The sequence below is a fragment of the Agromyces sp. NPDC058064 genome (assembly GCF_042885275.1).
In the GTDB taxonomy this organism is placed as follows: Bacteria; Actinomycetota; Actinomycetes; order Actinomycetales; family Microbacteriaceae; genus Agromyces.
Genome location: NZ_JBHVSE010000001.1, coordinates 344,927 through 369,786, shown reverse-complemented (window position 1 = coordinate 369,786; position 24,860 = coordinate 344,927). Strand labels below are relative to the sequence as shown.

The window sequence follows — 24,860 nt, the reverse complement described above, 5'->3', positions numbered from 1 at the left end:
GGGGCAGCCCGCGTCGAGTCGCTCAGCCGGCGTCGTCGCAGACCCGCGCCTGCTCGACGAGCTCGAGGATTCGCGCGGCGACGCTCACCGCGATCGTCGCCGGCGCCTTGCCGGCGACCTCGGGGATTCCGATCGGCGTCGAGACCCGGGCGAGGGCCGCGTCGTCGTGCCCCAGCTCGGCGAGCTTCACCCTGAAGCGCGCCCACTTCGAGCGCGAGCCGATGAGCCCGATCGAGGCGAGCCCCTCGCGCCGGAGCGCCCGGTCGACGATCGCGAGGTCCTCGACGTGGTCGTGCGTCATGACGAGCACGTGGGCGCCCGGCGGCAGCGCGTCGAGCCCCGCCTCGGGCACGGGCTCGTGATGCAGGTGCACGACGGCGACGGCATCGGCCAGCACGCCCGACTCGCCGGGCACGCCGACCCGCTCGGGTGCGAGCATCTCGGCCCGCGAGTCGACGAGGTGCAGCTCGAACTCCTGCCTGGCGAGGATGCGGGCGAGCTCGAGGCCCACGTGTCCGAGGCCGAAGACCGCGACCGCCGGCACCACCGGCACGGGTTCGAGCATGAACGTGACCTCTCCTCCGCAGCATTGCACGCCGTACTCCGTCGTGGCCTTGTCGCTCAGCTGGAGCGTGACCAGCTCGGGCTCGACCCCGCCCGAGGCGAGCAGCGCGCGGGCGCGGTCGATCGCCGTGGCCTCGAGGTTGCCGCCGCCGACCGTGCCGACGATCGCGCCGCGCGACACCACCATCTTCGCGCCGCCGTTGCGCGGCGCGTGCCCGCGCACGATCGCGAGGGTGACGATCACCGCGGGCTCGCGCGCGTCCCGCAGCCGCCGCAGCGCCTCGAGCCAGTCCATCGGCGCCTCGTCAGACCTCGCGCCGCGCTGTGACCGACTCGCGGCGGGGCGTCGACGGGGCGTCCGGCCCGAGGGATGCCCCGGGCGCGACCCCGGTGACCGCCGCGTGCTCTGCCGCGCCGGCCCGGGCCGCCTCGATCGCCCGGAACACCGCCTCGGGCGTCGCCGGAGACGCGAGCTCGACACTGCGCCGCGGTGCACCGAACGCGCCGACGGCGGCGCGCAGCGCCTCGCGGGCGCTGAAGGCGAGCATGAGCGGTGGTTCGCCGACCGCCTTCGAACCGTAGACGGCCCCGTCCTCGCGGGCGTTCTCGAACAGGTGCACGTTGAACACCTCCGGCATCTCCGAGAAGCTCGGCAGCTTGTAGGTCGAGGCCGACTGCGTGAGCAGGCGACCCCGGTTCGGGCCGTCGCTCGTGTCCCACCGGAGCTCCTCGAGCGTGAGCCATCCCACGCCCTGCACGTAGCCGCCCTCGATCTGCCCGAGGTCGACGAGCGGGGAGAGCGAGTCGCCGACGTCGTGCACGATGTCGACGCGGCGCAGGCGGTACTCGCCCGTGAACCCGTCGACCTCGACCTCGGCGGCCGCGGCTCCGTACGCGAAGTACTTGAAGGGCGAGCCCTGCATGCGCTCGAGATCCCACTCGAGGCCCTCGGTGCGGTAGTAGCCCGCCGCGAAGAGCTGCACGCGCTCGAGATAGGCGGCGGCGACGAGCTCGTCGAACCGCAGCTCGGGGCCGTCGGCGCCCGGACCGCGCACGAGTCCGCCGCCGAAGCGCACCTCGCCCGGTGCGACGCCGAGCCGGGGCGCGGCCACCTCGGCCAGGCGATCGCGGATCTGCTCGCAGGCGTGCTTCACCGCACCGCCGTTGAGGTCGGCGCCCGAGGAGGCCGCCGTCGCCGAGGTGTTCGGCACCTTGTCGGTGCGGGTCGGCGCCAGCCGCACCCGGTGCGCCTCGACGCCGAGCGCGGTGGCGGCGACCTGCAGCATCTTCGTGTGCAGGCCCTGGCCCATCTCGGTGCCGCCGTGGTTCACGAGCACCGAGCCGTCCTTGTAGACCTGCACGAGCGCGCCCGCCTGGTTGAAAGCGGTGAAGTTGAACGAGATGCCGAACTTGATCGGGGTGAGGGCGAGACCGCGCTTGACCTCGGCGTGCGCCCGGTTGAACGCCTCGACCTCGGCGCGGCGGGCGCCGTGGTCGCACTCGTCCTTCAGGCGGTTCCAGATCGCGGGCATGCGCTCGGCGTCCTTCACGAGCTGCCCGTAGGGCGTCGTCTGGCCGGGACGGTAGAAGTTCTGCTCGCGGAGCCGCTCGGGCTCGATGCCGAGGAGGGGCGCGGCGCGGCCGAGGACGTCCTCGACGAGGAACACCCCCTGCGGGCCCCCGAACCCGCGGAACGCCGTGTTCGAGGGCAGGTTCGTCTTCGCGACGCGGCCGTGGGCGCGCACGTTCGGGATCCAGTACGCGTTGTCGATGTGGCAGAGCGCGCGGGTCATCACCGGCTCGGAGAGGTCGAGGCTCCACCCGCCGTCGCTCGTCAGCGTCGCCTCGAGGGCCAGCAGATGGCCGTCGCCCGTGAACCCCGCCCGCCAGGCGATGTGGAACGGGTGGCGCTTGCCGGTCATCGTGAGGTCGTGCGTGCGGTCGAGCCGCAGCCGCACCGGGCGGCCCGTGAGCTTCGCGCCGAGCGCGGCGATCGCGGCGAAGCCGTGCGGCTGCATCTCCTTGCCGCCGAAGCCGCCGCCCATGCGGAGCTGCTGCACGGTGACCTCGTGCGACGGGATGCCGAGCACGTGCGCCACGATCTCCTGCGTCTCGCTCGGGTGCTGCGTCGAGCACTGCACGAGGTACTGGCCGTCGCCGTCGCGCACGGCGAACGAGGCGTGCGTCTCGAGGTAGAAGTGCTCCTGCCCGCCGAACTCGGAGACGCCCTCGACGACGAGCGCCGCGGTGCGCAGCGCCCCGGCCGCGTCGCCGCGCACGACCGTGCGGGGGATGCCCTGGAAGGAACCCGCGTCGATCGCCTCGCGCAGCGTGACGATGGAGGGCAGCGGCTCGGCCTCGACGCGCACGGCCGCGGCGCCGAGCCGGGCGGCCTCGGGCGTCTCGCCGAGCACCCACGCGAGGGCGTGCCCGTGGAACATCGCCTCGTCGGGGAAGAGCGGTTCGTCGTGCTTCACCCCGGCGTCGTTGACGCCGGGCACGTCGTCGGCCGTGAGCACCCTGACGACGCCGGGCACGTCGTACGCGGGCGCGACGTCGAGCGCGACACGGGCGTGCGCGAGCGTCGACTGCACGGGCCAGGCCGTGAGCACGCCCGCCGTGACGACGGCGAGGTCGTCGGTGTACTGCGCGCGACCCGACACGTGCAGGGCCGCGCTCTCGTGCGGGGCGACGCGGCCCACGACGGCGTCGGCCGGGCGATCGGCGAGCCCGCTCATGCCGGCGCTCCCGCCCGATCGGGCGCCGGCGCGGCGTCGCGGTGGAAGAGCTTCACCAACGCGTTGCCGAGCATGAGCGAGCGGTACTCGCTCGACGCGCGGTGGTCGGACATCGGCGTGCCCTCGCCCGCGAGCACCGCGGCGGCGCGGCGCACCGACTCGAGGTTCCACGGCTCGCCGATGAGCGCCGCCTCGGTCGCGTGCGCACGCAGGGGTGTGGCGGCGACGCCGCCGAGGCCGATGCGGGCTGCGGTCACGACGCCGTCGTCGACATCGAGCGCGAATCCGAGCGCGACGCTCGAGATGTCGTCGAACCGTCGCTTCGCGACCTTGTGGAAGGCCGTCAGCCTCGCGAGCGGCAGCGGGATGCGGACCGCGCGGATGAGCTCGCCGGGTGCGAGCACCGTCTCGCGGTAGCCGGTGAAGTAGTCGGCGACGCCGACCTCGCGCTCCCCGTCGCGCGAGACGAGCACGAGCCGGGCGTCGAGGGCGATGAGCGCGGGAGGCGCGTCGCCGATCGGGGAGCCGGTGCCGAGATTGCCGCCGAGGGTCGCGCGGTTGCGGATCAGCCGCGAGGCGAACTGCGGGATGAGCTGGGCGAGCAGCGGCACGCGGCCGTCGAGGCGGCGCTCGATCTCGGACAGGGGCAGGGCCGCGCCCAGCTCGACGGCGTCGTCGTCGATGCGGACGGCGCGCAGCCCGTCGAGGCGGTCGATCGCGACGAGCAGCGGATCGCGGCGACCGCGGAGGTTCACCTCGACGCCGAGGTCGGTCGACCCCGCCACGGCCACGGCCGAGGGCTCGTCGTGCAGCAGTCGTAGCGCCGCGTCGAGCGTCGCTGGACGTACGAACCTGGCGCCCCCGGCGCCGAGGTCGGTCGCGACCGGTGCCGGCGCCGGGTGCGAGCGCCGCTCGGCCAGCGGGTCGCCCTCGTCTGGCGCGTCCAGTGCGTAGGCGGCGTCGCGGATGGGGCGGTACCCGGTGCAGCGGCAGAGGTTGCCCCCGAGCGCATGCAGGTCGAAGCCGTTCGGTCCGTGCTCGGCGTCGGCCACGTCGGTGCCGTCGGCACGTCGGGGCGCGGCCGCCGCCGCCCCGACGGGGGCCCGGTCGGCGCGGTAGAACTCGGCCGCCATGCTGCAGACGAACCCGGGGGTGCAGTAGCCGCACTGCGAACCGCCCGCCTCGGCCATCCCGCGCTGCACCGGGTGCAGCGACTCGGGGTCGCCGAGGCCCTCGGCGGTGACGATCTCCTGGCCGTCGAGCGCCGCGACCGGCACGAGGCACGAGTTCACCGCCGTCCACGCGGTGCCGCCGTCGCCATCGGGGGTCGCGACGAGCACGGCGCAGGCACCGCACTCGCCCTCGGCGCAGCCCTCCTTCGCGCCCGTGAGCCCCGTCGAGCGCAGCCAGTCGAGCGCGGTCGTGTGCGCGGTGACGCCCGTCAGCGGGCGTCGCCGTGCGTTGACGGTGAGAACGGGTTCTTCCATGGGCCGGGCTCCTCCGGTGCGACGTTGCACCCCTCCTTCGGAGTCTACGCACCTCGGAGCCGCCCGGCGCCGTGCGCGAGACGGCAGGTTCGGGCCTCCGCCGCGGCCCCGGGTGTAGCCTCCGAGATACGCCGTCGTCGGTGCCGACGCTCGGCGCGGACGGAGGTGTTCGCATGGCCATCGGGGTCGTCCGCAACGCCTCGCGGAGGTGAGCGTGCCCGCCCGCCCGCGCACGGCGCTCACCGCCGCCGAGCTGACCCGTCTCGACGATCGGCTGGGCGACACCGACCGGCTGCTCGAGCGCGCCTACCCCGGTGACGACGGCGCGCGGCAGCCGGTGCACACCGTCTACGTGCCCGGTGATCGCTACACGCCCGAGCTGCCCGTCGAGTGGGGCCGGACCGCGCGCGAGGCCGCGGCCTCGGCCGGCGGCGCCGAGGCGCTCGGCCTCCGGGTCGGCTTCGAGGCGGCGATCGCGAAGGCGGTGGCCCCGCTCGTCGAGCGCAAGCTCGCGACCGAGCCGATCGAGGACCTGCGGATCGACTTCGAGGACGGCTACGGCGTGCGCGACGACGCCGCCGAGGACGCCGACGCCGTGCGTGCCGCCAAACGCGTGGCCGCCGCGACGGGAGCGCACTTCGCACCGCCGTTCATCGGCATCCGGTGCAAGTCGTTCGAGGCAGCGACGCGCGCCAGGGGCGTGCGCACACTCGACCTCTTCGTCACGGCGCTCGCCGATCACGGCGGGCTGCCCGACGGACTCCTGCTCACGCTCCCGAAGGTGTCGACCGTCGCACAGGTCGAGGTGATGGCCGAGGTGCTCGCGGCGCTCGAACGCGCCCACGGGCTGCCCGACGGACGGCTGCGCTTCGAAGTGCAGGTCGAGACGCCCCAGCTCGTCCTCGGCGCCGACGGCACCTCGCCCGTGGCGCGGCTCGCGCTCGCCGCACCCGGCCGCCTCGTCGGCCTCCACTTCGGCACCTACGACTACACGGCCGCGCTCGGCATCGCGGCGCCCTACCAGTCGCTCGAGCACCCGGCCGCCGATCACGCGAAGCACGTCATGCAGCTCGCCGTCGCGGGCACCGGCATCCGGCTCTCCGACGGCTCGTCGAACCTCCTGCCGGTCGGCGACCGCGCGCTGGAGGCGTGGCGGGTGCACGCCCGCCTCGTGCGACGGGCGTTCGAGCGAGGATTCCCGCAGGGGTGGGACCTCCACCCGGCGCAGCTCCCGACCCGCTTCCTCGCGGCGTACGCCTACTACCGCGAGGGGTACCCCGAGGCATCCGCCCGCCTGCGCCACGTGCACGACGGCACCGAGGGCGCCGTGCTCGACGAGCCCGCCACGGTGCGCGCGCTCGCCGGGTTCGTGCGGCGAGGCGTGCAGTGCGGGGCGATCACGGCCGACGAGGCGGCCGCCGACACGGGCTTCGACGAGGGCGCGCTCGCCGGGCTCGCGAGCGCACGGCGCACGGCGGGATGAACGGACGCCGTCGGTGCACCGAGGACCATCACGAGGAGGCTCGATGAGCGACTACTTCACCCCCGAGGGCGGACTGCCCGCGCAGCGCGAGCTGCTCAGCGACCGCGCCGTCGTGACGACGGCGTACACGGTCATCCCGAAGGGGGTGCTGCGCGACATCGTGACGAGTCGCCTCCCCGGCTTCACCGACGCCCGCGCCTGGATCCTCGCCCGCCCCATCGCCGGCTTCGCGACGACGTTCTCGCAGCTCATCGTCGAGTTCGCGCCCGGCGGCGGCGCCGAGCGGCCCGAGGCCGAGCCGGGCGTCGAGGGCGTCGTGTTCGTCACCGCGGGCGCGCTCGCCCTGACCCTCGAGGGCCGGCGGCACCTGCTCGAGCCGGGCGGCTACGCGTACCTCGCCGCCGGCGCGAACTGGTCGATCGCGAACGCGGGCGGGCAGCGCGTGAGCTTCCAGTGGATCAGGAAGGCGTACGAGCGGGTCGAGGGCGTCGCGGCGCCCGAGTCGTTCGTCACCCGCGACCAGGACGTCGCACCGCAGCCGATGCCGGGCACCGACGGCGCGTGGGCGACGACCCGATTCGTCGACCCCGACGACCTCGCGCACGACATGCACGTCAACATCGTGACGTTCCGGCCCGGCGCGTCCATCCCGTTCGCCGAGACGCACGTGATGGAGCACGGGCTCTTCGTCCTCGAGGGCAAGGGCGTCTACCGGCTCAACGACGACTGGGTCGAGGTCGAGGCGGGCGACTTCATGTGGCTGCGCGCCTTCTGCCCGCAGGCCTGCTATGCGGGCGGCCCCGGGCCGTTCCGCTACCTGCTCTACAAGGACGTCAACCGGCAGGTGAGGCTCACCGCGTGAGCGACGAGCACCGCCGGGCGCCCGCCGGATCCGGGGCCGCCGCGGCATCCGGGTCGTTCGACCGGGTGCTGGTCGCCGGGCGCGCCCTCGTCGGCGGGGGGTTCGGCGCCGTCGAGCTCGGCGTGCGCGACGGCGTCGTCGCGGCGATCGCGCCGCTCGGCGCCGGGCTCGAGGGCATCGTCGTCGAGACGCTCGGCGACGACGAGGTGCTCCTACCCGGGCTCGTCGACACGCACGTGCACGTCGACGAGCCGGGTCGCACCGAATGGGAGGGCTTCGCCTCGGCGACGCGGGCCGCCGCGGCCGGCGGGGTCACGACGATCGTCGACATGCCGCTCAACAGCATCCCGCCGACGGTGTCGGTCGAGGCGCTCGCGGTGAAGCGCGCGGCGGCCGCGGGGCAGCTCGCCGTCGACGTCGGGTTCTGGGGCGGGCTCGTGCCCGGCAACCTCGACGAGATCGGGCCGCTCGTCGCCGCCGGGGTCTTCGGCTTCAAGTGCTTCCTGCTGCCGTCGGGGGTGCCCGAGTTCCCGCCGGTGAGTGCCGGCGAGATGGCGGCGGCGATGGAGCGGATCGCCGAGCTCGACTCGCTGCTCATCGTGCACGCCGAGGACGCCCGGCTGATCGAGGGCGCCCCGCATCCCGGCGGGCCCGCCTACGCCGACTTCCTCGCGTCGCGACCGCGCGCCGCCGAGGACACGGCGATCGCGGCGGTGATCGAAGCCGCCCGGCGCACCGGCGCCCGCGCGCACGTGCTGCACCTGAGCTCCGCCGACTCGCTCGGGCGCATCGCCGCCGCCCGGGCCGCCGGGGTCCGGCTGAGCGTCGAGACCTGCCCGCACTACCTCGCGCTCTGCGCCGAGGACGTGCCGGCCGGGGCGACCGCGTTCAAGTGCTGCCCGCCGATCCGCGAGGAGGCGAACCGCGACGCGCTCTGGCAGGGGCTCGTCGACGGCGTCATCGACCTCGTCGTCTCCGACCACTCGCCGGCGACGCCCGAGCTGAAGTTCGCGGGCGACGGCGACTTCGAGCTCGCCTGGGGCGGCATCGCCTCGCTGCAGCTCGGCCTGCCGCTCGTGTGGACGGAGGCGCGGCGGCGCGGCATCGGGCTCGAGCAGGTCGTCCGGTGGATGTCGGAACGCCCGGCCGAGCTCGTCGGCCTGCGCACGAAGGGGCGCCTCGCGGTCGGCGCCGACGCCGACCTCGTCGTGTTCGCGCCCGACGCCGGGTTCACCGTCGACGCCGCCGCGCTCCTGCACCGGCATCCCGTCTCGCCGTACGACGGCCGCGAGCTCTCCGGCGTCGTGCGGCGGACCCTGCTCGCGGGCGAGCCAGTCGATCGCGAGCGGCCTCGCGGGCGGATGCTCCGGCGCGAGCCGGTTCCCCTCGCGGGCGGGCGCCTGCACAATGAGACGATGACGCAGGCGAGCCCGCTCGAGCGGTTCAACGGCGCCGATCGCGAGGACGCGATCGCGTCGCTCCGGCCGTGCCTCGACGTCGCCCGCTGGTGCGAGGAGCTCGTCGACGGCCGCCCCTACGCGTCGGTCGACGAGCTCGTGCGCGCGGCCGTCGGGGCCGCCTCGCCGTTCACGGAGGCCGAGGTCGCGCAGGCGCTCGGCGACCACCCGCGGATCGGCGAGCGTGCGGCCGGAACGGGCGAATCGGCGGCGCTCTCGCGCGGCGAGCAGGCCGGGGTCGACCCCGCCGACGCCGAGCTCGCCCGCGCGCTCGCCGAGGGGAACGCCGCGTACGAGCGCCGCTTCGGGCGGGTGTTCCTCGTCCGGGCCGCGGGGCGCTCCGCGCGGGACATCCTCGACGCCCTCACCGACCGCCTCGGCAACGACGAGGTCGCGGAAGCGGCGGTCGTCGCCGAGCAGCTGCGCGAGATCGCCGTGCTGCGAGTGGAAGGACGCTTCTCATGAGCCGGTCGCAGATCACGACCCACGTGCTCGACGCCGCCCGCGGCACGCCCGCAGCGGGCGTCGCCGTCGAGCTCCTCCGGCGCGGCACGGGCGACGAGTGGACGAGCCTCGCGCGGGCCGCGACCGACGACGACGGACGGGTGAACGCGCTCGGCCCCGAGCGCGTCGCCGCGGGGGAGTACCGGCTGCGCTTCGACACGGGCGCCTACTTCGCCGCGGGGGGCACCCGCGGCTTCTACCCCGAGGTGCTCATCACCTTCACGGTCGACGAGGAGGGACGGCATCACCACGTGCCGATCCTGCTCAGCCCATTCGCGTACTCCACCTACCGAGGGAGCTAAGACGAGATGACCGACGGAGCGAACGGCGGGGGCGGCGGGACGGGCGGCGATATCGTGCTCGGCCCGAACCGCTACGGCAAGGCCGAGGTGCGTCTCGTGCGGGTGACGCGCGACCGGGCACGGCACGAGCTCGACGACCTCAGCGTCACCTCGCAGCTGAGCGGCGACTTCTCGGCGGCGCACCTCGTAGGCGACAACGCGCACGTCGTCGCCACCGACACCCAGAAGAACACGATCTTCGCCTTCGCCCGCGAGGGCGTCGGCGCGCCCGAGGCGTTCCTGCTGCGGCTGGCCGAGCACTTCACGGGCGGGTTCGAGTGGGTCACGGGCGGGCGATGGCTCGCCGAGCGGTTCGCCTGGGAGCGCATCGCGACCGACGGCGGGCCGCACGACCACGCCTTCGTGCGGGCCGGCCAGGAGGTGCGCACCGCGGCCGTCGTCGTCGACGGCGGAACCCGTCACGTGCTCGGCGGGCTGAAGGACCTCACCGTCATGAAGACGACGGGGTCGGGCTTCGAGGGGTTCCCGCGGGACCGCTACACGACCCTCCAGGAGACCGCCGACCGGATCCTCGCGACGAGCGTCGCCGTGCGCTGGCGCTTCGCCGCCGGCGCCCGGCCCGACTACGACGCGCTCTACTCGCGTGTCCGGGCGCGCCTGCTCGCGAGCTTCGCCGAGGGGTACTCGCCCGCGCTGCAGGCCACGCTGTACGAGATGGGCCGGGCGGTGCTCGAGCGCGAGGCCGAGCTCGATGAGATCCGGTTCTCGATGCCGAACCGGCACCACTTCGTCGTCGATCTCGCGCCGTTCGGCCTCGACAACCCGAACGAGGTGTTCTTCGCCGCCGACCGCCCGTACGGCCTGATCGAGGCGTCGGTCACCCGCGAGGGCGTCGAGCCGGCGCCCGCGGCGTGGGAGGGCGTCGGGGGCTTCTGCTGAGCCGCACGGGCACGGGTGCCGCGCCCCGCGGTCGGCTAGCCTCTGTTGGCATGGACCGTGACGTCGTGGAGGCCGCCGAAGCGCTCGCCGAGGCGGCGGAGCTGCGCTCGGGCGTCGTCACCCGCGAAGCCGCCGAACACGAGATCGCCGCGGTGCTCGAGCGGTTCGAGGCGACGTGGGGCGAGGGGCGCGGCCCCGACCACTCGATGATCCGGGCGCTCCTGCACGCCGGCGCGACGGTGCTCGTCGCGGTCGCCGACGACGAGGGCGGGGTGGATGCCTCGGCGACGCCGCCGTTCGCGAAGCCCGGCGCGCTGCTCGGCGCGACGCTCGGGTTCCTCGGCTGGAACGAGGGCCTGCACCTGCACTCGCACATGAACGCCGTCGCACCCGGGGCCCGCGGGCACGGCATCGGCGTCGCGCTGAAGCTCCGCCAGCGTGCGCTCGCGCTCGCGCACGGCGTCGACGAGATCCGCTGGACCTTCGACCCGCTCATCCGGCGCAACGCGCGCATGAACCTCGTGCGGCTCGGCGCCGAGGTCGCCGCCTACCTGCCCGAGTTCTACGGGGTGATCGGCGACGAGATCACCGGTGCCGACCGCAGCGACCGGTTCGAAGTGCGCTGGCGGCTCGACGCCCCGCGCGTCGAGCGGGCACTCGCAGGCGCCCCCGCGCCCGCGTGGTCGGGCGGTGAGCGGTTCGGGCTCGTCGCCGACTTCGAGTCGCTCCGGCGGGCCGACCCCGTCGAGGCCGCCCGCCTGCGCGAGGCGTCGGTCGCCGCGTTCACGCGGATGGCCCGCCAGGGGCTCCGCCCCGAGCTGGACGCGCACGGCGACTACGTCTTCACCGACGACGACCCCGACCGTCACGACGAGGAGACGAGATGAGCACGACGGCGAGCCGCATCGAGGCGATCGAGCTGCACCGGATCGAGGTGCCCCTCGTGCGGCCCTTCGAGACGAGCTTCGGGCGCGAGACCGTGCGCGAGGTGCTGCTGCTGCATGTGCGCACCGACGCCGGCGACGGCTGGGGCGAATGCGTGGCCGGGCGCGACCCGTTCTACTCGGCGGAGTACGTCGACGGCGCGGCATCCGTGATCGAACGCTACCTCGCGCCCGCGCTGCTCGAGGCACCTCGCGCGACGCAGCCGAGCGGCGAGGAGGGGCCGGGCCGCCGCGGGGCCTCGCTGCCGCTCGCCCGATCGGTCGCCGGCGCCCTCGGCTTCGTGGCCGGGCACCGCATGGCGAAGGGCGCGCTCGAGGCCGCCGTGCTCGACGCGGAGCTGCGGGCGCAGGGCCGCTCGATGGGCGAGGCGTTCGGCGCCGTGCGCGACTGGGTCGACTGCGGCGTCTCGGTCGGCATCGCGCCGACCCTCGAGGAGCTGCTCGACGAGGTCACGGGCTACCTCGAGGCGGGCTACCGGCGCATCAAGCTGAAGATCAAGCCCGGCTGGGACGTCGTGCCGGTGGCGGCCGTGCGCGAGCTGATGGGCCGCGGCGGGCTGCTCCAGGTCGACGCGAACACCGCGTACACGGCCGACGACATCCCGCTGCTCGCCACGCTCGACGCGTTCGAGCTGCTGCTCATCGAGCAGCCGTTCGCCGAGGAGGACCTCGCCACCCACGCCCGTCTGGCCGCCGCGTGCGAGACGCCGGTCTGCCTCGACGAGTCCATCCTCGACGCCGCGACCGCGGTCGATGCGATCGAGCGCGGCGCGACCTCGGTGGTGAACATCAAGCCCGGGCGCATGGGCGGCTACCTCGAGGCGCTGCGGGTGCACGACGCCTGCCGCGAGCTCGACGTGCCCGTCTGGTGCGGCGGCATGCTCGAGACCGGGCTCGGCAGGGCGGCGAACGTCGCGCTCGCGGCGCTGCCCGGGTTCCTCCTCCCCGGCGACACCTCCGCGTCGGACCGCTACTACGCCGACGACCTGACCGAGCCGTTCGTGCTCGGCGAGGGCGAACACCGCGGCCAGCTCAGGGTGCCGGATGCCCCGGGCACGGGCGTGACCGTGCGCCCCGAGCTCGTGCGCGACTGGGCGACCGGTCGCGCAGTCGTGCTCACGAGCTGAGGCGAGCGGCGGTCAGCCGAGGAGGCCGAGCGCGCGCTCGCCGATGCGGGCGACGCCGTCGGCGTGCACGGGATCGTCGTCGATCGAGAACCAGGTCGACGACAGCGCGCACCACGCGACGAGCCATCGGGCGAGGCGGTCGGGCTCGAGCGGTGCGCCGGCACGGGCGGTCGCGTCGAGCACGACGCCGAACTGCCGCTCGAGCCGGCCCGGCGCGAGGGCGCGTTCGTGCGAGGGATTGCAGAGCAGGTTGCAGTAGTCGAACCCGGTCTCGCCGACGAGCCCCTTCGGGTCGATCGCGAGCCAGCCGCGCTCGCCGAAGTCGAGCACGTTGCCGTGATGCAGGTCGCCGTGCAGCACCCGCTCGTCGCGGGGCGCGTCGAGCAGTTCCCGGGCGAGCTCGGCGCCGCGTCGGTGCAGCGGGTCGAGCCCGTCGGCATGGGCGAAGAGCTCGCGGAACCAGGTCGTGAGCGGCACGAGCAACGGCTCGCCCGACTCGGTGCGCGCGGCCGCGTCGGCGTCGACGGCGAGCGCGTCGCGGTCGTCCGGCGGTTCGAGCTCCGCGACCGCGAGGTGGAACCGGGCCGCCGCGTCGCAGAGCACGCGGGTCGCCTCGTCGTCGCGCCCGGCGAGCACGAGCCGCACGAGGTCGTTCGGTCCGGTCGCACGCTCGAGCAGCACGGCCGCCCCCTCGCGCATGAGCACCCGGGCGACGCCGCGTCCTCCCAGGCGCTCGAGCAGCTCGCCGCCGCGCTCCTCCTCGTCGATGCGGGCGATCTTCAGCATCGCGGCCACGCCCTCCTCGGTGCGGACCGGGATCAGGGTGCTCGAGGCGGTCGTCTGCACGTCGCCGTCGGCGCGGAGCCGCCAGTGGTGCAGCCATTCGAGGTCGGCCCCGTGGCCGGGGTCGACGGGTCCGAGGTCGCTCACGAGGTGCGGCCGTTCGGGCCGCCGGCGGGCGGGCCGGAGATCGCTCCGTCCGCGTCGCGGTACTTCGCCCACGGGTCGTAGTCGACCTCGAGCGGCTCCTGCGGCGGCCGGTCGCCCTCGGGCACGTGCTGGAGGTTCACCCTGATGCGGTACCAGAGCGAGGAGCTGCCGCGCATGCCGTCGACGAGCACGTCGGCCGGCTCGAGGAGCGCGACGGCCTCGGGATGCCGCGCCTTCCACCGCTCGAGGCCCTCGAGGGCCTCGTCCTTGGTCTTCGCCCGGGCGATCTCGATGAGCGGCATGGTCGACCGACGGCGCCCCGATCCGTCGGATCCGCGCGGCGCCTTCTCGGCCGGCCCGAGCTCCTCGGCGCGCCGGAGGAGCCCGTCGAGCCGCCCGACGGCGTCGTCGATGCCGGCCGCCGGGTCGCCGCGCTCGGCGAAGCGCTCGAGCACGGTCGCCACGGTGAAGCGCTCGGGGCGGCTGTCGGAGACCTCCGACCAGTCGAGCGGCGTCGACACGCGTGCGTCGGGCAGCGCCCTGACCGAGTAGGCCGAGGCGACCGTGCGGTCCTTCGCGTTCTGGTTGAAGTCGACGAACACGCTCTCGCCGCGCTCCTCCTTCCACCAGCGCGCGGAGGCGAGCCCCGGTGCCCGCAGCTCGACCTCGCGGGCGAGGGTCTCGGCGGCGAGGCGGACCTCGGCGAAGCTCCATTCGCGTTCGATGCGAACCGAGATGTGGATGCCCCGCGAGCCCGAGGTCTTCGGCCAGCCGACGAGCCCGTGGTCGTCGAGCACCTCGCGTGCGACGAACGCGACGTCGACGATCTGCGACCAGTCGACGCCCGGCATCGGGTCGAGGTCGACCCGGAGCTCGTCGGGGTGGTCGAGGTCGTCGGCCCTGACGGGGTGGGGGTTGAGGTCGATGCAGCCGAGGTTCACGACCCAGGCGAGCGCGGCGGAGTCCGTCACGACCACCTCTTCCGCGGAGTTCCCCGAGGCGTAGTGCAGGGTCGCGGTCTCGATCCAGTCGGGACGCTTGTCGGGGGCGCGCTTCTGGAAGAACGCCTCCTGGTCGATGCCCTTCACGAAGCGCTTCAGCACCATCGGCCGACCGGCGACGCCGCGCAGCGCCCCGTCGGCGACCGCGAGGTAGTACCGCACGAGATCGAGCTTCGTGAGGCCCGGCTCGGGGAAGACGAGCTTGTCGGGGTGGGAGATCCGCACCTCGCGGCCCCCCACGTCGATGACCTCTGCCGCACGCGCTGCCGGGCTCATCCCCTCACCCTAGGACGGGGCGCCCGCCCGGCGGAACCCTGCGGACCGGTCGCGATCGACCGCTCCTCCCCGGCCCCGGCCGCCCGCCGACCCGTCGGCCTGGTCCCGCCCGCGTCCGGACGGCATGGTGCCGCAGGGAAGAGTCGCCTTGTCGAGGGACCGGTACTCCGGTACTCCGGTACCGGCCATGCGAACAGGAACCATCCGTGCTGTCGAGGTACCGACACCGCCGAGCTGCCGACTCGTCCGCATGCGACGCGACGACGACCGACGAGATCGTGAGAGAGGAGCCGCCGGTGACGGAGAAGCCGGTGAAGGTGGATGCCGCGACGAACGAGCTCATCGACGAGTTCGCGTACTTCCTCGGCACGACGGAGAAGGCGATCGTGCGCGAGGCGATGCTCCTCGACGACGAGTACCGTGAGCATCCCGGTGCGCTCGCGCTCCTCGTCGAGACCGACGTCGCGATGGGCTCGGCGGCCGCACCGTTGCTCGCCGATCTCGCTCGACGAGTGCTCCACGCGCCCGGCGAGGTCGTCTCGGCGACCGCGCTGAGCCTGTGCAACCCCGAGGGACTGCGTCGGGCGATCGCCGAATCGCGTCCGCTCCGACCGGAGCGGTTCCCGGGTGCGTCAGTAGGATCAGCACATGTCGGACGACGCGGTGAAGCAGGCACAGGAGGCGGCGGCTGCGGCCGCAGCAGCGGCGAAGGCGCTGCAGGCGCAGGCGGAGGCCGCCATCAAGGCGGCGGAGGAGGCCGCAGCGCTCGCGCAGGCCGCGGCCGCCGCGGCGTCGGCGCAGTCCACTGCGGCCGAGCCCGCGGCCGCCGCGCCCGAGCCCGCATCCGGACCCGCGACCGGGTCGGCCGCAGGCGATTCCGCTGCCGCCGCCCCGGCCCAGGCGGCGCCCGCCGCACCGGCCGGCGCCGAGGCATCCGGACCGCTCGACCCCGACGCGATCGACGCCGTGCGCGCCGGGTACGCGTTCGAAGGGCCGGCGCTCGAGTTGGGGGCGCTCGTCAACGGCGAGGCGATGCCGGATGTCCCGGTGCGCATCCCGCTCGCGATGACCAACCGGCACGGCCTCGTCGCGGGCGCCACCGGCACCGGCAAGACCCGCACCCTGCAGGTGCTCGCCGAACAGCTCGCCGCGAACGGCGTCGCCGTGTTCGCCGCCGACATCAAGGGCGACCTCTCGGGCGTCGCGACCCCGGGCGAGGGCAACGAGAAGCTGCTGAAGCGCACCGAGGGCATCGGGCAGGCGTGGAGCGCGGCGAGCTTCCCCACGGAGTTCTTCTCGCTCGGCGGCGTCGGGCGCGGAGTGCCGATCCGCGCCACGATCTCGGGCTTCGGGCCGCTGCTGCTCTCGAAGGTGCTCGGCCTCAACGACACGCAGGAGTCGAGCCTCGGGCTCGTGTTCCACTACGCCAACAACAACGGGCTCGCACTCCTCGACCTCGACGACCTGCGCGCCGTGCTCGCGTACCTCGTGAGCGACGAGGGCAAGGCCGAGCTCGAGGGCCTCGGCGGCCTGTCGAAGGCGACCGTCGGCGTCATCCTCCGCGAGCTGATCACCTTCGCCGACCAGGGCGCCGACGTGTTCTTCGGCGAACCCGAGATCGACACCGCCGAGTTCCTGCGCACCGCCGCCGACGGCCGCGGGGTCATCAGCCTGCTCGAGGTGCCCGGCGTGGCCGACAAGCCGGCGCTCTACTCGACGTTCCTCATGTGGCTGCTCGCCGACCTCTACGCGGGCCTGCCCGAGGTCGGCGACCTCGACAAGCCCAAGCTCGTCTTCTTCTTCGACGAGGCGCACCTGCTGTTCAACGGCGCCTCGAAGGACTTCCTCGCCCAGGTCGTGCAGACGGTGCGGCTCATCCGCTCGAAGGGCGTCGGCGTCTTCTTCGTCACGCAGACCCCGAAGGACGTGCCGGGCGACGTGCTCGCCCAGCTCGGCTCGCGCGTGCAGCACCAGCTGCGCGCCTTCACGCCCGACGACGCGAAGGCGCTGCGGGCGACCGTCTCGACCTATCCCAAGTCGGGCTACGACCTCGAGGAGACGCTCACCGTGCTCGGCACGGGTGAGGCCGTCGTCACCGTCATGAACGAGAAGGGCGCGCCCTCACCCGTCGCGTGGACGCGACTGCGCGCACCCCAGGCGTCGATGTCGCCGAGCGCCGACGCCTCGATCGACGCCGCCGTCGCGGCCTCCCCGCTGATGGCGAAGTACGGCACCGCCATCGACCGCGAATCCGCCCATGAACTGCTCACCAAGCGCATGGCCGACGCCGCGGCGGCCGCCGACGCCGCCGAGGCGGCCGAGGCCAAGGCGAAGGCCGACGCCGAGTACGCGAAGATGCAGGCGAAGATCCAGGCCGACGCGGCGAAGGCCGACAAGAAGGCGCAGGCCGAGTACGACCGGCTGCTGAAGAAGACCTCGGGCTCGTCTCGTTCGAGCGGTTCGGGCTCGCGCTCGTCGCAGCGGTCGACGCTCGACCAGGTGCTCGGCTCGAAGACCACGCAGAAGGTGATCAGCCAGGTGCTCACCGGCCTCTTCGGCATGGCGAAGCGCCGCTGAGCCCCGACGCCGTCGCCCGCGTCGCGAATCGTCCCGAGACCGCTCGGGATCGGGAAGAATCGACTGGTGTTCGAGATCCGCCCGTACCGCCCTGACGACCGCGACGACGTCGCGCTGATCTGCCTGCGCACGGCCGCGGCCGGCGGCGACGCCACCGGGGTCTACTCCGACGACTCGCTCATGCCAGAGGTGTTCGCGCTGCCGTACGTCGAGTACGCGCCCGAGCTGGCGTTCGTCGTCGCCGACACCGACACCGGCCGTGCCTTCGGCTACGTGATGGCGATCGCCGACACCGCCGACTTCGTCGAGTGGTGGCGGCGCGAGTGGGCTCCCGGCTTCGCGGCGAGGCATCCGGTCGCGGGAGCACCCACCGTGCACGCACCCGACTTCACCGAACCCGACCTCATCGACGCCGGCCTCCACCCCGAGCGCATGCTCGTGCCCGAGCTCGCCGAGTACCCCGCGCACCTGCACATCGACCTGCTGCCCGAACTGCAGGGGCAGGGGTTCGGGCGCCGACTCATCGACACCGTCCGCGCCGAGCTCGCCGCCCGCGGCGTGCCCGCGCTGCACCTCGGCCTCGCGGCCGCGAACACGGGAGCACGGGCGTTCTACGACCGGCTGGGCTTCCACGAGCTGCCGTCGAGCACGCCGCAGTCGCCGCGGCTCGGCATCGCGACGAGCTGACTCGCCGGTGAGGTGGGCGCGTTGAGCGCCATCGGCTGAGCGCTCAGTGCTCAGCGCTCAGTGCTCAGTGCTCAGGGCTCAGCCGAGGAGCGAGCGCCGCTCGAACCAGTAGAGCAGCGTCGGATCGCTCCGGCGCAGTTCGGCGAGCGTGACCGGTTCGGTCCGCTCGGTCTCGTCGACCTCGAGCACCTGGGCGACGAGGCTCATGGTGTGCTCGTCCCAGAAGCGGCCGCGCATGCGGAAGCGCCCCCGCCCGCCGCGGCAGACGACGAACAGCTCGTCGGTCGTGTCGAGGCTGTTCGGACGGTACAGCGCGAGGCGCAGCACGCCCGCGACGTCGCGCGCCGCGATGACGGTCGTCGCGCCGAAGAAGCCGCGCTCGACGATCCCGTACTTGCTGACCGACACCCGGGCCCGTCGATAGGCGACCCAGGCGAGGCCGATGAGCACGCCGAGGACCGCCGCGGTCGCCGCGACGATGGGCCACGCGGTGGGCTGGTCGAGCAGCCACAACTCGGCGGCGAGCAACGGCACGACGAGCGCGGTGAGAGCGAGTCCGTAGTTCCACCCGAGAGTGCGACGAGGCCTCAGGGTGATCACCCTGAGGCCGTCGCCCCCTGCTGCCGCTGCGCTGGTGGAGGAGCCCCCTGCGTCCCCACTCCTCGTGTCCACCTGTGCTGCTGACATCCCTCATATGATGCGCCCGATCGGGGGACGCCGCTATTCCGCATTAATGAGGACACGGGGGCGAATCGCGCGTGCGAGGCCCGGAAACGCGGGGGCGTCACGCGGTTCAGGGCGGCGCATCGGGGGAGCCCGTGGGAAGCCGGCGCCGGCGTCGTGGGGTCAACGAGGCCGCCGTCGTCTTCGTCGACACCTCGGGCCCTCACGACCCGGCTCAGGACAGCATAGGCGCTTCCGGCGACGGTGCAATACGCCCTGGGAAGGAGACGCGCACGACCCCTCATCGATGGCGACGGGGAAGACGAGTCGCGGTGGAGGCGAGCCCCGTGTGCGGGTGCGGTGCGCGCACCCGGCTCGGGCATCTTGGCGGAGGAGAGGGGATTCGAGCCCCGTGTGCGGGTGCGGTGCGCGCACCCGGCTCGGGCATCTTGGCGGAGGATAGGGGATTCGAACCCCTGAGGGCTTTCACCCAACACGCTTTCCAAGCGTGCGCCATAGGCCACTAGGCGAATCCTCCAGAGACCCCCCACGCACCCGCCAGAGCCCGGTTACCCTTGCTGCGTTTCCGCCCTGGGGGAGTTGGCCTGGATGGCGCCACGTGGGGAGCCTCCGACAGTCTACCCGAGCGGAGGGGCCTCGAAGAACCAGCGTCGCTCGCGCCGCGCCCCCAGTACGTTTGGGGGATGCCTCGGACCACCCTCGACGCCGTGCACGCTCGGGTGATGTCGGTGCGGGCTGCGGCGGAGCGGCCGATCGTCGTCGGCGTCTCGGGCTTCTGCGGAGCGGGCAAGTCGACCCTCGCGCGGGCCCTCGTCGAGCGCGGCGGTGGCATCGCCCGCATCCGAGGCGACGACTTCCTCGATCCGGTGCGCTCGCACCTCCGCTCGAGCGACTGGAGCGGGGTCGAGCGCGGGCGTCTCGCCGTCGAGGTGCTGCGCCCGTTCCGCGAGGGGAGGCCGGGTGAGTACCGCCCGTACGACTGGGGCGCGCACCGCCTCGGCGAGCCGCGCCCGTTGCCGGACGCGGAGGTGCTCGTGGTCGACCTCATCGGCCTCTTCCACCCCGAGACGGTCGAGCTGCTCGACCTCCGTATCTGGGTCGATCTCGACCTCGAGATCGCAGCCCGGCGCGGCAAGGCGCGCGACGAGGCGCTGGGGCGCCGCCACGATCGCCTCTGGGACGAGGTCTGGGTGCCGAACGAGCGCGACTTCGCCGAGCGGTTCGACCCGCGCGAGGTGGCGCACCTCATCGTCGACACGCGCTGAGCCCGAGCACCGGCGCGTGCAGAACTCAGGATGTCCGGCGCGGCGCGCCCGCAGCCGGGATGCCGCGTGCGGCGTGTCGCACGGAGCATCCTGCATTCTGCACGCACCCGACCGTAGCCCTCGCCCACGTGGGCCCTCCCTCCCGCCGTGCCGTCGTCCTGAAGCGTGCATGCCCCCAGGTTGCGAGCGCGCCCTACGCGCCCGCCGCCCGTGCCGCGAGGTAGGCGTCGAACGCCTCGCGGCTCGTCTTCGCGGGGACGTAGCCCAGCTCCGACTTGAGCCGGGCGTTCGCGAGCACCGGCCGGTACCGCAGGAACCCGACGCGCTCGGGGCCGTGCACGGTGAGCCGCAGGGCGCGCCCCGCGCGCAGGGCGAACGCGAGCAGTGCGGGCGACAGCGTCAGCGTGCGCTTGTCGAGCGCTGCGGCGATCTCGTGCACGGTCACCCGGCCGTCGCCGGCGACGTTGAACGCCCCGGTGGCCTCGCCCGTCGCGGCCGTCGCGATCGCGCCGACCACGTCGTCGACCCAGACGAACACGAACGGGCTGTCGGAGCCGCGGATGGCGAGGATGCGCGGGCCGTCCCAGAGGGCGGTGATCTGGTTCGCGACGGTCGGCCCCAGGATGGTGCCGATGCGGAGCACGACCTGTTCGAGTGCGGGGTGGGCCTCGCGGTAGTCGGCGAGCATCTCCTCGACGAGGCGCTTGTGCCGGGAGTAGCTGAACTCCTCGTTGCCGCGGATCGCGTCGTCCTCGCGCAGCCACTCGGGGTTGTCGGCGTGGTACCCGTACGCGGCGCCCGACGACGAGACGACGATGCGGGAGACGCCGTACGCGACGGCCGCGTCGAGCACGTTGCGGGTGCCCTCGACGTCGACCAGGTACTCGATCTCCTCGTCGAGGGCGCCGGGGTTCACGATCGCGGCGAGGTGCACGATCGTGTCGATCCGGTGCTCCCGCACGACGGCGGCGACGGCCAGGGCGTCGGTCACGTCGCACGCCTCGACGACGACCCCGTCGGGCGTCGAGGCGGGCTCGCGCACGTCGCCCGAGACGACGAGCTCGACGCGCGGGTCGCTCGCGAGGGCGCGCACCGCCGAGGAGCCGAGGAACCCGGATCCGCCGGTGACGAGCACGCGCCTCATGCGACCGGCTCGCTTCCGGACGAGCCGGCGGCATCGGCGGCGCCGACGGCATCGCCGCCATCGGATGCCCCGGCTCCGGCCGCGACCGCGGGCTCCGGCGCCGTGGCATCCGACCGCTTCGCCGAGTGCCGCGCCCACAGCGTCGCGACCGCGAGGCCCGCGATGATGTCCCAGATTCCCCACCAGCCGGCGACGATCGCCATGCCGCCGAGGCCGTCGAAGAACGCGAACACGAGGCCGAGTCCGAGGCCCGCGTTGCGGATGCCGACCTCGAAGGTGATCGCCTTGCGGTCGCGCACGCCGAGCCCGCCGATGCGGGCGCTCGCGTAGCCGAGCCCGAGTGCGACGGCGTCGTGCAGGAACACCGCGACGAGCACGACGCCGATGTACGCCATGAAGATCGCCCAGTTGCCGACGAGCGCGATGACGATGAAGCCGACGAGGGCGGCGAGGCTGATCCACCGGGCGTAGGGCTGCACCCGTGCCGCGAAGCGCGGCCACTTCGCGCGGATCAGGAGGCCGGCGAAGAACGGCAGTCCGATGATGAGGAAGATCTCGAGCAGCATCTGCCAGCCGTTGAGGCTGACCTCGCGCACCAGCTCCGACGCCGTCGGGTGCAGGCTGCCCCAGAAGACGATGCTGATCGGCAGCACGAAGATGTAGAGCGCGTTCGCGACGGCCGTCATCGAGACCGAGAGCGCCACGTTGCCGCGGGCGCGGTAGGTCAGCACCTGCGAGATGTTGCCGGGCGGGCAGCACGCGACGAGGATCATGCCGAGCGCGATCGACGCCTGCACGTTCAGCAGCAGGGTGAGCCCGAAGGTGACCGCCGGCAGCAGGACGACCTGCGCGAGCATCGCGATGATCATGGCCTTCGGCGCGGTGAGCACGGCCCTGAAGTCGCTCGGCGCGGTGTCGAGCGCGATGCCGAACATGATGAACCCGAGCACGACGTTCAGGGCGAGCATCGAGCCGGGGGTGAAGTTCAGGACGACGTCGTCGATGTTCATGCGCGGACTCCGTCGGTCGAGACGGCCTTCGCCGTCGAACTGGGCGAGCCGGATGCCTCGGGCAGCGTCTTGCGCAGTCGCGTCACCGTGCGCCGGTACGCGTCCTTGTTCACGTAGTACGACATCCGGTCGAGTCCGAGGTAGTCGTATCCGCCGGTGAGGTCGGGCCACGGGGCATCCGCCCTGGCCCTGAAGCGGGCCGCCTGCTCGGGCGCGCTCGAGGCGGCGGCGAGGTAGGCGGCGATGAGCTCGGCCTGCTCGGCGCGGCCCTGCCAGCCGATGCCCGAGGCCTCGATCATGCCGAGCACGAACAGGCCGTTGAAGCTCGGCGGGAAGATGTTGAGGAAGAGCGTCGGCGACGCCTCCGTCCAGTCGAGGTGCTCTCGGGCGACGAACGGGTAGTCGAGCGTGTAGCCGGTCGCGAGCACGACGCGGTCGTACTCGGCCGAGCTGCCGTCGGCGAAGTGCACGGTGCGACCGTCGAAGCGGTCGACGTCGGGCACGATGCGCAGGTCGCCCTGGCCGAGGTGGTTCAGGATCAGTGTGTTCACGATGGGGTGCGACTCGTAGATCCTGTAGTCGGGCTTCGGGAACCCGAAGCGCACCGGGTCGCCGGTGAACGCCTTCAGCACCCGGGTGTCGATGAACTGCTTGATCGGCGCGGGCAGGGGGCGACCCTGGTTGAGCGTGTCGGAGGGCCTGCCGAACAGGTACCGCGGCACGAAGTAGTAGCCGCGGCGCACCGACAGGTCGACGGATGCCGCGTGTTGCACCGCGTCGACGGCGATGTCGCAGCCGGAGTTGCCCGCACCGATGATGAGCACGCGCTCGCCGTCGAACACCTTCGCCGACTTGTAGGCGCTCGTGTGCATGAGCTCGCCGGTGAACTCGCCGCGGAACGCGGGCACGTTCGGCTCGGCGAGGGTGCCGTTCGCGAGGATCACGGAGGAGTAGTCGCCCGTGAAGGTCGCGCCGGAGGCGTCGACGGCGGTGAGGCGCCAGCCGTTCGAACCCGGGGTCTTGCCGTCGGCCGCCGGCAGCGGCTCGACCGCGGTCACCCGCGTCTCGAAGCGGAAGTGCTCGCGGAGGCCGAACTCGTCGGCGTAGTCGCGGAAGTAGCCGAGGAGCTCGCGGTGACCCGGGTAGTCGGCCGTCGAGCGCATCGGGAACTCGGCGAACTCGGTCGTCGTGCGACTCGAGATGAGGTGCGCCGACTCGTACATCGTCGAGCGCGGGTTGTCGATGTTCCAGAGGCCGCCGACGTCGGCGCCGGCCTCGAAACCGTGGAAGGGGAGTCCGGCGCGGCTGAGGGCGCGCGCGCCGGCGAGGCCCGATGGGCCCGCTCCGATGAGGGCGATGGGGTTCACAGGTGGTCGATTCGGGTTCGGGTACGCACCGCAGGGGGACGGCACGGCACGTCGATGTGCCCGATCAGCATAGGCGAATGCCGCTCGGGTTCCGCTCGCGCCGGTTCGCGTGGAAGCCATAGGCTTCGATCACGATCGTCGAGGGGGAGAACATGGCGGATGCAGCACTGGTGGAACTGGCGTCGAAGGCGTACCTGTACGGCTTCCCGATCGTGTTCGACCTCGAACAGGTCGATCGGTACGTGTCCACCGGCGTCGGGGCGAACCCGGCGGCCGCGCTCAACTCGTTCAGCCACGCCCGCACGCTCACGACGGCGGAGGACACGTTCGTCTCGATCAACAACGACACCGTCTACTCGATCGCGAACGTCGACCTCAGCGTCGGCCCGGTGCGGTTCAGCGTGCCCGACGCGGGCGATCGCTACTACGTGATGCAGTTCGTGGACGCGTGGACGAACAACTTCGCGTACGTCGGCAAGCGGGCCACGGGCACGTCGGCCCGCGAGTTCCTGCTGCTTCCGCCCGATTGGGACGGGGAGGTCGACGGCGATGCGACCCCGATCCGCTTCCCGACCCGGATCGCCTCGATCGTGGGCCGCTGGGCGTGCGACGGCGAGGCCGACCTGCCCGCCGTGCACGCACTGCAGGACGCGACGACGCTCACGCCGGTGCTCCGCTCGCTCGTGCCCCCGGTCGGACTCCCGGCCACCGGGCCGGGGCCGTCGGACGCGCTCGACTTCTTCGAACGGTTCCGCGTGTACTCCCAGGCCTTCCCGCCGGCCGAACGGGACGCCGCGCTCCAGGCCTCGTTCGCGCCGCTCGGCCTCACCGGCCAGGAGCCCGTCGGCTCGCTCGACGACGACGTGACGTCCGCCCTGGAGCTCGGCTTCGCCGAGGGTCGCAAGGTGCTCGAGCAGATTCTCCACTCGAACCTCGCACCGGTCGTCAACGGCTGGCAGCTGACGTACCACGTCTTCGACTACAACCTCGACTTCTTCGAGGTCGGCGCGATCGACGACGACGCATGGAAGATCGCCGACCCGAAGGTGCGCATCGCCCAGCGGGCGGCGGCGGCCCGGGCCGGACTGTGGGGCAACCACGCCTACGAGGCCGCCTACGTCATGACCTACGTCGACGCCGCGGGCGAACCGCTCGACGGCGCCCGCAACTACACCCTGCGGTTCTCGCCGACCCCGCCCGTGGGCGCGTTCTGGTCGGTCACGATGTACGACGTGCCCGACTTCTACCTCGTCGACAACGAGATCGACCGGTACTCGATCGGCGACCGCACGCCCGGCGTCGTGCGCGACGCCGACGGCGGGGTCACCATCACGATGAGCTCGACGCGGCCCGTCGACCCGACGGCCGCCGCGAACTGGCTGCCGACGCCGACGGGGGCATTCCGGCCGCTCCTGCGGATGTACATGCCCGACGAGTCGGTGCTCGACGGCGGCTACGTGCTGCCGGCGATCGAACGCAGCTGATTGCCAGTCACCCCGCACGGCCCGCCGA

At 73.3% G+C, this 24,860-nt stretch carries 20 protein-coding genes, 1 tRNA gene and 1 other RNA gene; 11 read left to right on the top strand and 11 right to left on the bottom strand.

Annotation, left to right across the window (positions count from 1 at the left end; all coding sequences use genetic code 11):
• Positions 1–22 precede the first annotated feature (22 nt).
• The 3 genes from xdhC to ACFVSL_RS01670 are packed head-to-tail and all read right to left on the bottom strand — an operon-like array spanning position 23 to position 4,789.
• On the bottom strand, positions 23–859 hold the full coding sequence (gene xdhC / locus ACFVSL_RS01680) for a xanthine dehydrogenase accessory protein XdhC (protein ID WP_386937922.1): 837 nt from the start codon (positions 857–859) through the stop codon (positions 23–25).
• Between the two features lie 10 nt (positions 860–869).
• On the bottom strand, positions 870–3,302 hold the full coding sequence (gene xdhB, locus ACFVSL_RS01675; RefSeq protein WP_386937920.1) for a xanthine dehydrogenase molybdopterin binding subunit: 2,433 nt from the start codon (positions 3,300–3,302) through the stop codon (positions 870–872).
• Positions 3,299–4,789, bottom strand: coding sequence for a xanthine dehydrogenase small subunit (locus ACFVSL_RS01670; RefSeq protein WP_386937918.1), 1,491 nt, complete (start codon positions 4,787–4,789; stop codon positions 3,299–3,301). Before ACFVSL_RS01670 ends, xdhB begins: the two co-directional genes overlap by 4 nt.
• A gap of 214 nt (positions 4,790–5,003) precedes the next feature.
• On the opposite strand from ACFVSL_RS01670, the gene ACFVSL_RS01665 reads away from it, so the two are divergent.
• From ACFVSL_RS01665 to menC, 7 genes are read left to right on the top strand one after another with little or no spacing between them, the layout of a single operon-like run.
• The gene (locus tag ACFVSL_RS01665) at positions 5,004–6,272 is read left to right on the top strand and encodes a DUF6986 family protein (protein ID WP_386937917.1); all 1,269 of its coding nucleotides are present in this window, start codon (positions 5,004–5,006) and stop codon (positions 6,270–6,272) included.
• A gap of 43 nt (positions 6,273–6,315) precedes the next feature.
• A complete protein-coding gene (locus ACFVSL_RS01660; protein ID WP_386937916.1) occupies positions 6,316–7,134 on the top strand; it encodes a bifunctional allantoicase/(S)-ureidoglycine aminohydrolase in 819 nt (272 codons plus the stop codon).
• Entirely contained in the window at positions 7,131–9,056 is a 1,926-nt protein-coding gene (gene allB, locus ACFVSL_RS01655) for an allantoinase AllB (protein ID WP_386937914.1), read from the top strand. Before ACFVSL_RS01660 ends, allB begins: the two co-directional genes overlap by 4 nt.
• Positions 9,053–9,397, top strand: coding sequence for a hydroxyisourate hydrolase (gene uraH / locus ACFVSL_RS01650; protein WP_386937913.1), 345 nt, complete (start codon positions 9,053–9,055; stop codon positions 9,395–9,397). Before allB ends, uraH begins: the two co-directional genes overlap by 4 nt.
• Before the next feature lie 6 nt (positions 9,398–9,403).
• Complete coding sequence (gene pucL / locus ACFVSL_RS01645) at positions 9,404–10,336, top strand: factor-independent urate hydroxylase (protein WP_386937912.1); 933 nt, start codon at positions 9,404–9,406, stop codon at positions 10,334–10,336.
• 50 nt (positions 10,337–10,386) lie between these two features.
• Positions 10,387–11,223, top strand: coding sequence for a GNAT family N-acetyltransferase (locus tag ACFVSL_RS01640; RefSeq protein ID WP_386937909.1), 837 nt, complete (start codon positions 10,387–10,389; stop codon positions 11,221–11,223).
• The gene (gene menC / locus ACFVSL_RS01635; protein ID WP_386937907.1) at positions 11,220–12,407 is read left to right on the top strand and encodes an o-succinylbenzoate synthase; all 1,188 of its coding nucleotides are present in this window, start codon (positions 11,220–11,222) and stop codon (positions 12,405–12,407) included. Before ACFVSL_RS01640 ends, menC begins: the two co-directional genes overlap by 4 nt.
• A gap of 12 nt (positions 12,408–12,419) precedes the next feature.
• Here menC and ACFVSL_RS01630 read toward each other — a convergent pair whose 3' ends face one another.
• Positions 12,420–13,337 (bottom strand): aminoglycoside phosphotransferase family protein, encoded by a 918-nt coding sequence (locus ACFVSL_RS01630; protein WP_386937905.1) that lies wholly within the window; start codon positions 13,335–13,337, stop codon positions 12,420–12,422.
• The gene (gene ligD / locus ACFVSL_RS01625; RefSeq protein ID WP_386937904.1) at positions 13,334–14,614 is read right to left on the bottom strand and encodes a non-homologous end-joining DNA ligase; all 1,281 of its coding nucleotides are present in this window, start codon (positions 14,612–14,614) and stop codon (positions 13,334–13,336) included. The genes ACFVSL_RS01630 and ligD overlap by 4 nt, the downstream gene beginning before the upstream one ends.
• Positions 14,615–15,262: 648 nt before the next feature.
• On the opposite strand from ligD, the gene ACFVSL_RS01620 reads away from it, so the two are divergent.
• Together ACFVSL_RS01620 and ACFVSL_RS01615 are read left to right on the top strand one after the other, a co-directional pair.
• The gene (locus ACFVSL_RS01620; RefSeq protein ID WP_386937902.1) at positions 15,263–17,191 is read left to right on the top strand and encodes a helicase HerA-like domain-containing protein; all 1,929 of its coding nucleotides are present in this window, start codon (positions 15,263–15,265) and stop codon (positions 17,189–17,191) included.
• Between the two features lie 66 nt (positions 17,192–17,257).
• A complete protein-coding gene (locus tag ACFVSL_RS01615) occupies positions 17,258–17,878 on the top strand; it encodes a GNAT family N-acetyltransferase (RefSeq protein WP_386937901.1) in 621 nt (206 codons plus the stop codon).
• 78 nt (positions 17,879–17,956) lie between these two features.
• Here ACFVSL_RS01615 and ACFVSL_RS01610 read toward each other — a convergent pair whose 3' ends face one another.
• The 3 genes from ACFVSL_RS01610 to ffs all read right to left on the bottom strand — a co-directional run bounded on the left by ACFVSL_RS01610 (position 17,957) and on the right by ffs (position 19,173).
• Entirely contained in the window at positions 17,957–18,478 is a 522-nt protein-coding gene (locus ACFVSL_RS01610) for a hypothetical protein (protein ID WP_386937899.1), read from the bottom strand.
• Positions 18,479–18,991: 513 nt separating this feature from the next.
• Positions 18,992–19,079, bottom strand: a tRNA-Ser gene (locus tag ACFVSL_RS01605).
• Positions 19,077–19,173, bottom strand: an RNA gene (gene ffs, locus ACFVSL_RS01600) — signal recognition particle sRNA small type. Before ffs ends, ACFVSL_RS01605 begins: the two co-directional genes overlap by 3 nt.
• Before the next feature lie 72 nt (positions 19,174–19,245).
• Here ffs and ACFVSL_RS01595 point away from each other — a divergent pair.
• Complete coding sequence (locus tag ACFVSL_RS01595; RefSeq protein WP_386937898.1) at positions 19,246–19,827, top strand: uridine kinase; 582 nt, start codon at positions 19,246–19,248, stop codon at positions 19,825–19,827.
• Between the two features lie 193 nt (positions 19,828–20,020).
• Here ACFVSL_RS01595 and ACFVSL_RS01590 read toward each other — a convergent pair whose 3' ends face one another.
• The 3 genes from ACFVSL_RS01590 to ACFVSL_RS01580 are packed head-to-tail and all read right to left on the bottom strand — an operon-like array spanning position 20,021 to position 23,348.
• Positions 20,021–20,971, bottom strand: coding sequence for an NAD-dependent epimerase/dehydratase family protein (locus ACFVSL_RS01590; RefSeq protein ID WP_386937896.1), 951 nt, complete (start codon positions 20,969–20,971; stop codon positions 20,021–20,023).
• Positions 20,968–21,981 carry a bile acid:sodium symporter family protein gene (locus ACFVSL_RS01585; protein ID WP_386937894.1) on the bottom strand — a complete coding sequence of 338 codons (1,014 nt, stop codon included), beginning with the start codon at positions 21,979–21,981 and terminating at the stop codon, positions 20,968–20,970. The genes ACFVSL_RS01590 and ACFVSL_RS01585 overlap by 4 nt, the downstream gene beginning before the upstream one ends.
• Entirely contained in the window at positions 21,978–23,348 is a 1,371-nt protein-coding gene (locus ACFVSL_RS01580) for a flavin-containing monooxygenase (protein WP_386937892.1), read from the bottom strand. Before ACFVSL_RS01580 ends, ACFVSL_RS01585 begins: the two co-directional genes overlap by 4 nt.
• Positions 23,349–23,500: 152 nt before the next feature.
• Between ACFVSL_RS01580 and ACFVSL_RS01575 the strand changes: the two genes are divergently transcribed.
• On the top strand, positions 23,501–24,832 hold the full coding sequence (locus tag ACFVSL_RS01575) for a DUF1254 domain-containing protein (protein WP_386937890.1): 1,332 nt from the start codon (positions 23,501–23,503) through the stop codon (positions 24,830–24,832).
• The last annotated feature ends 28 nt before the right edge of the window (positions 24,833–24,860 follow it).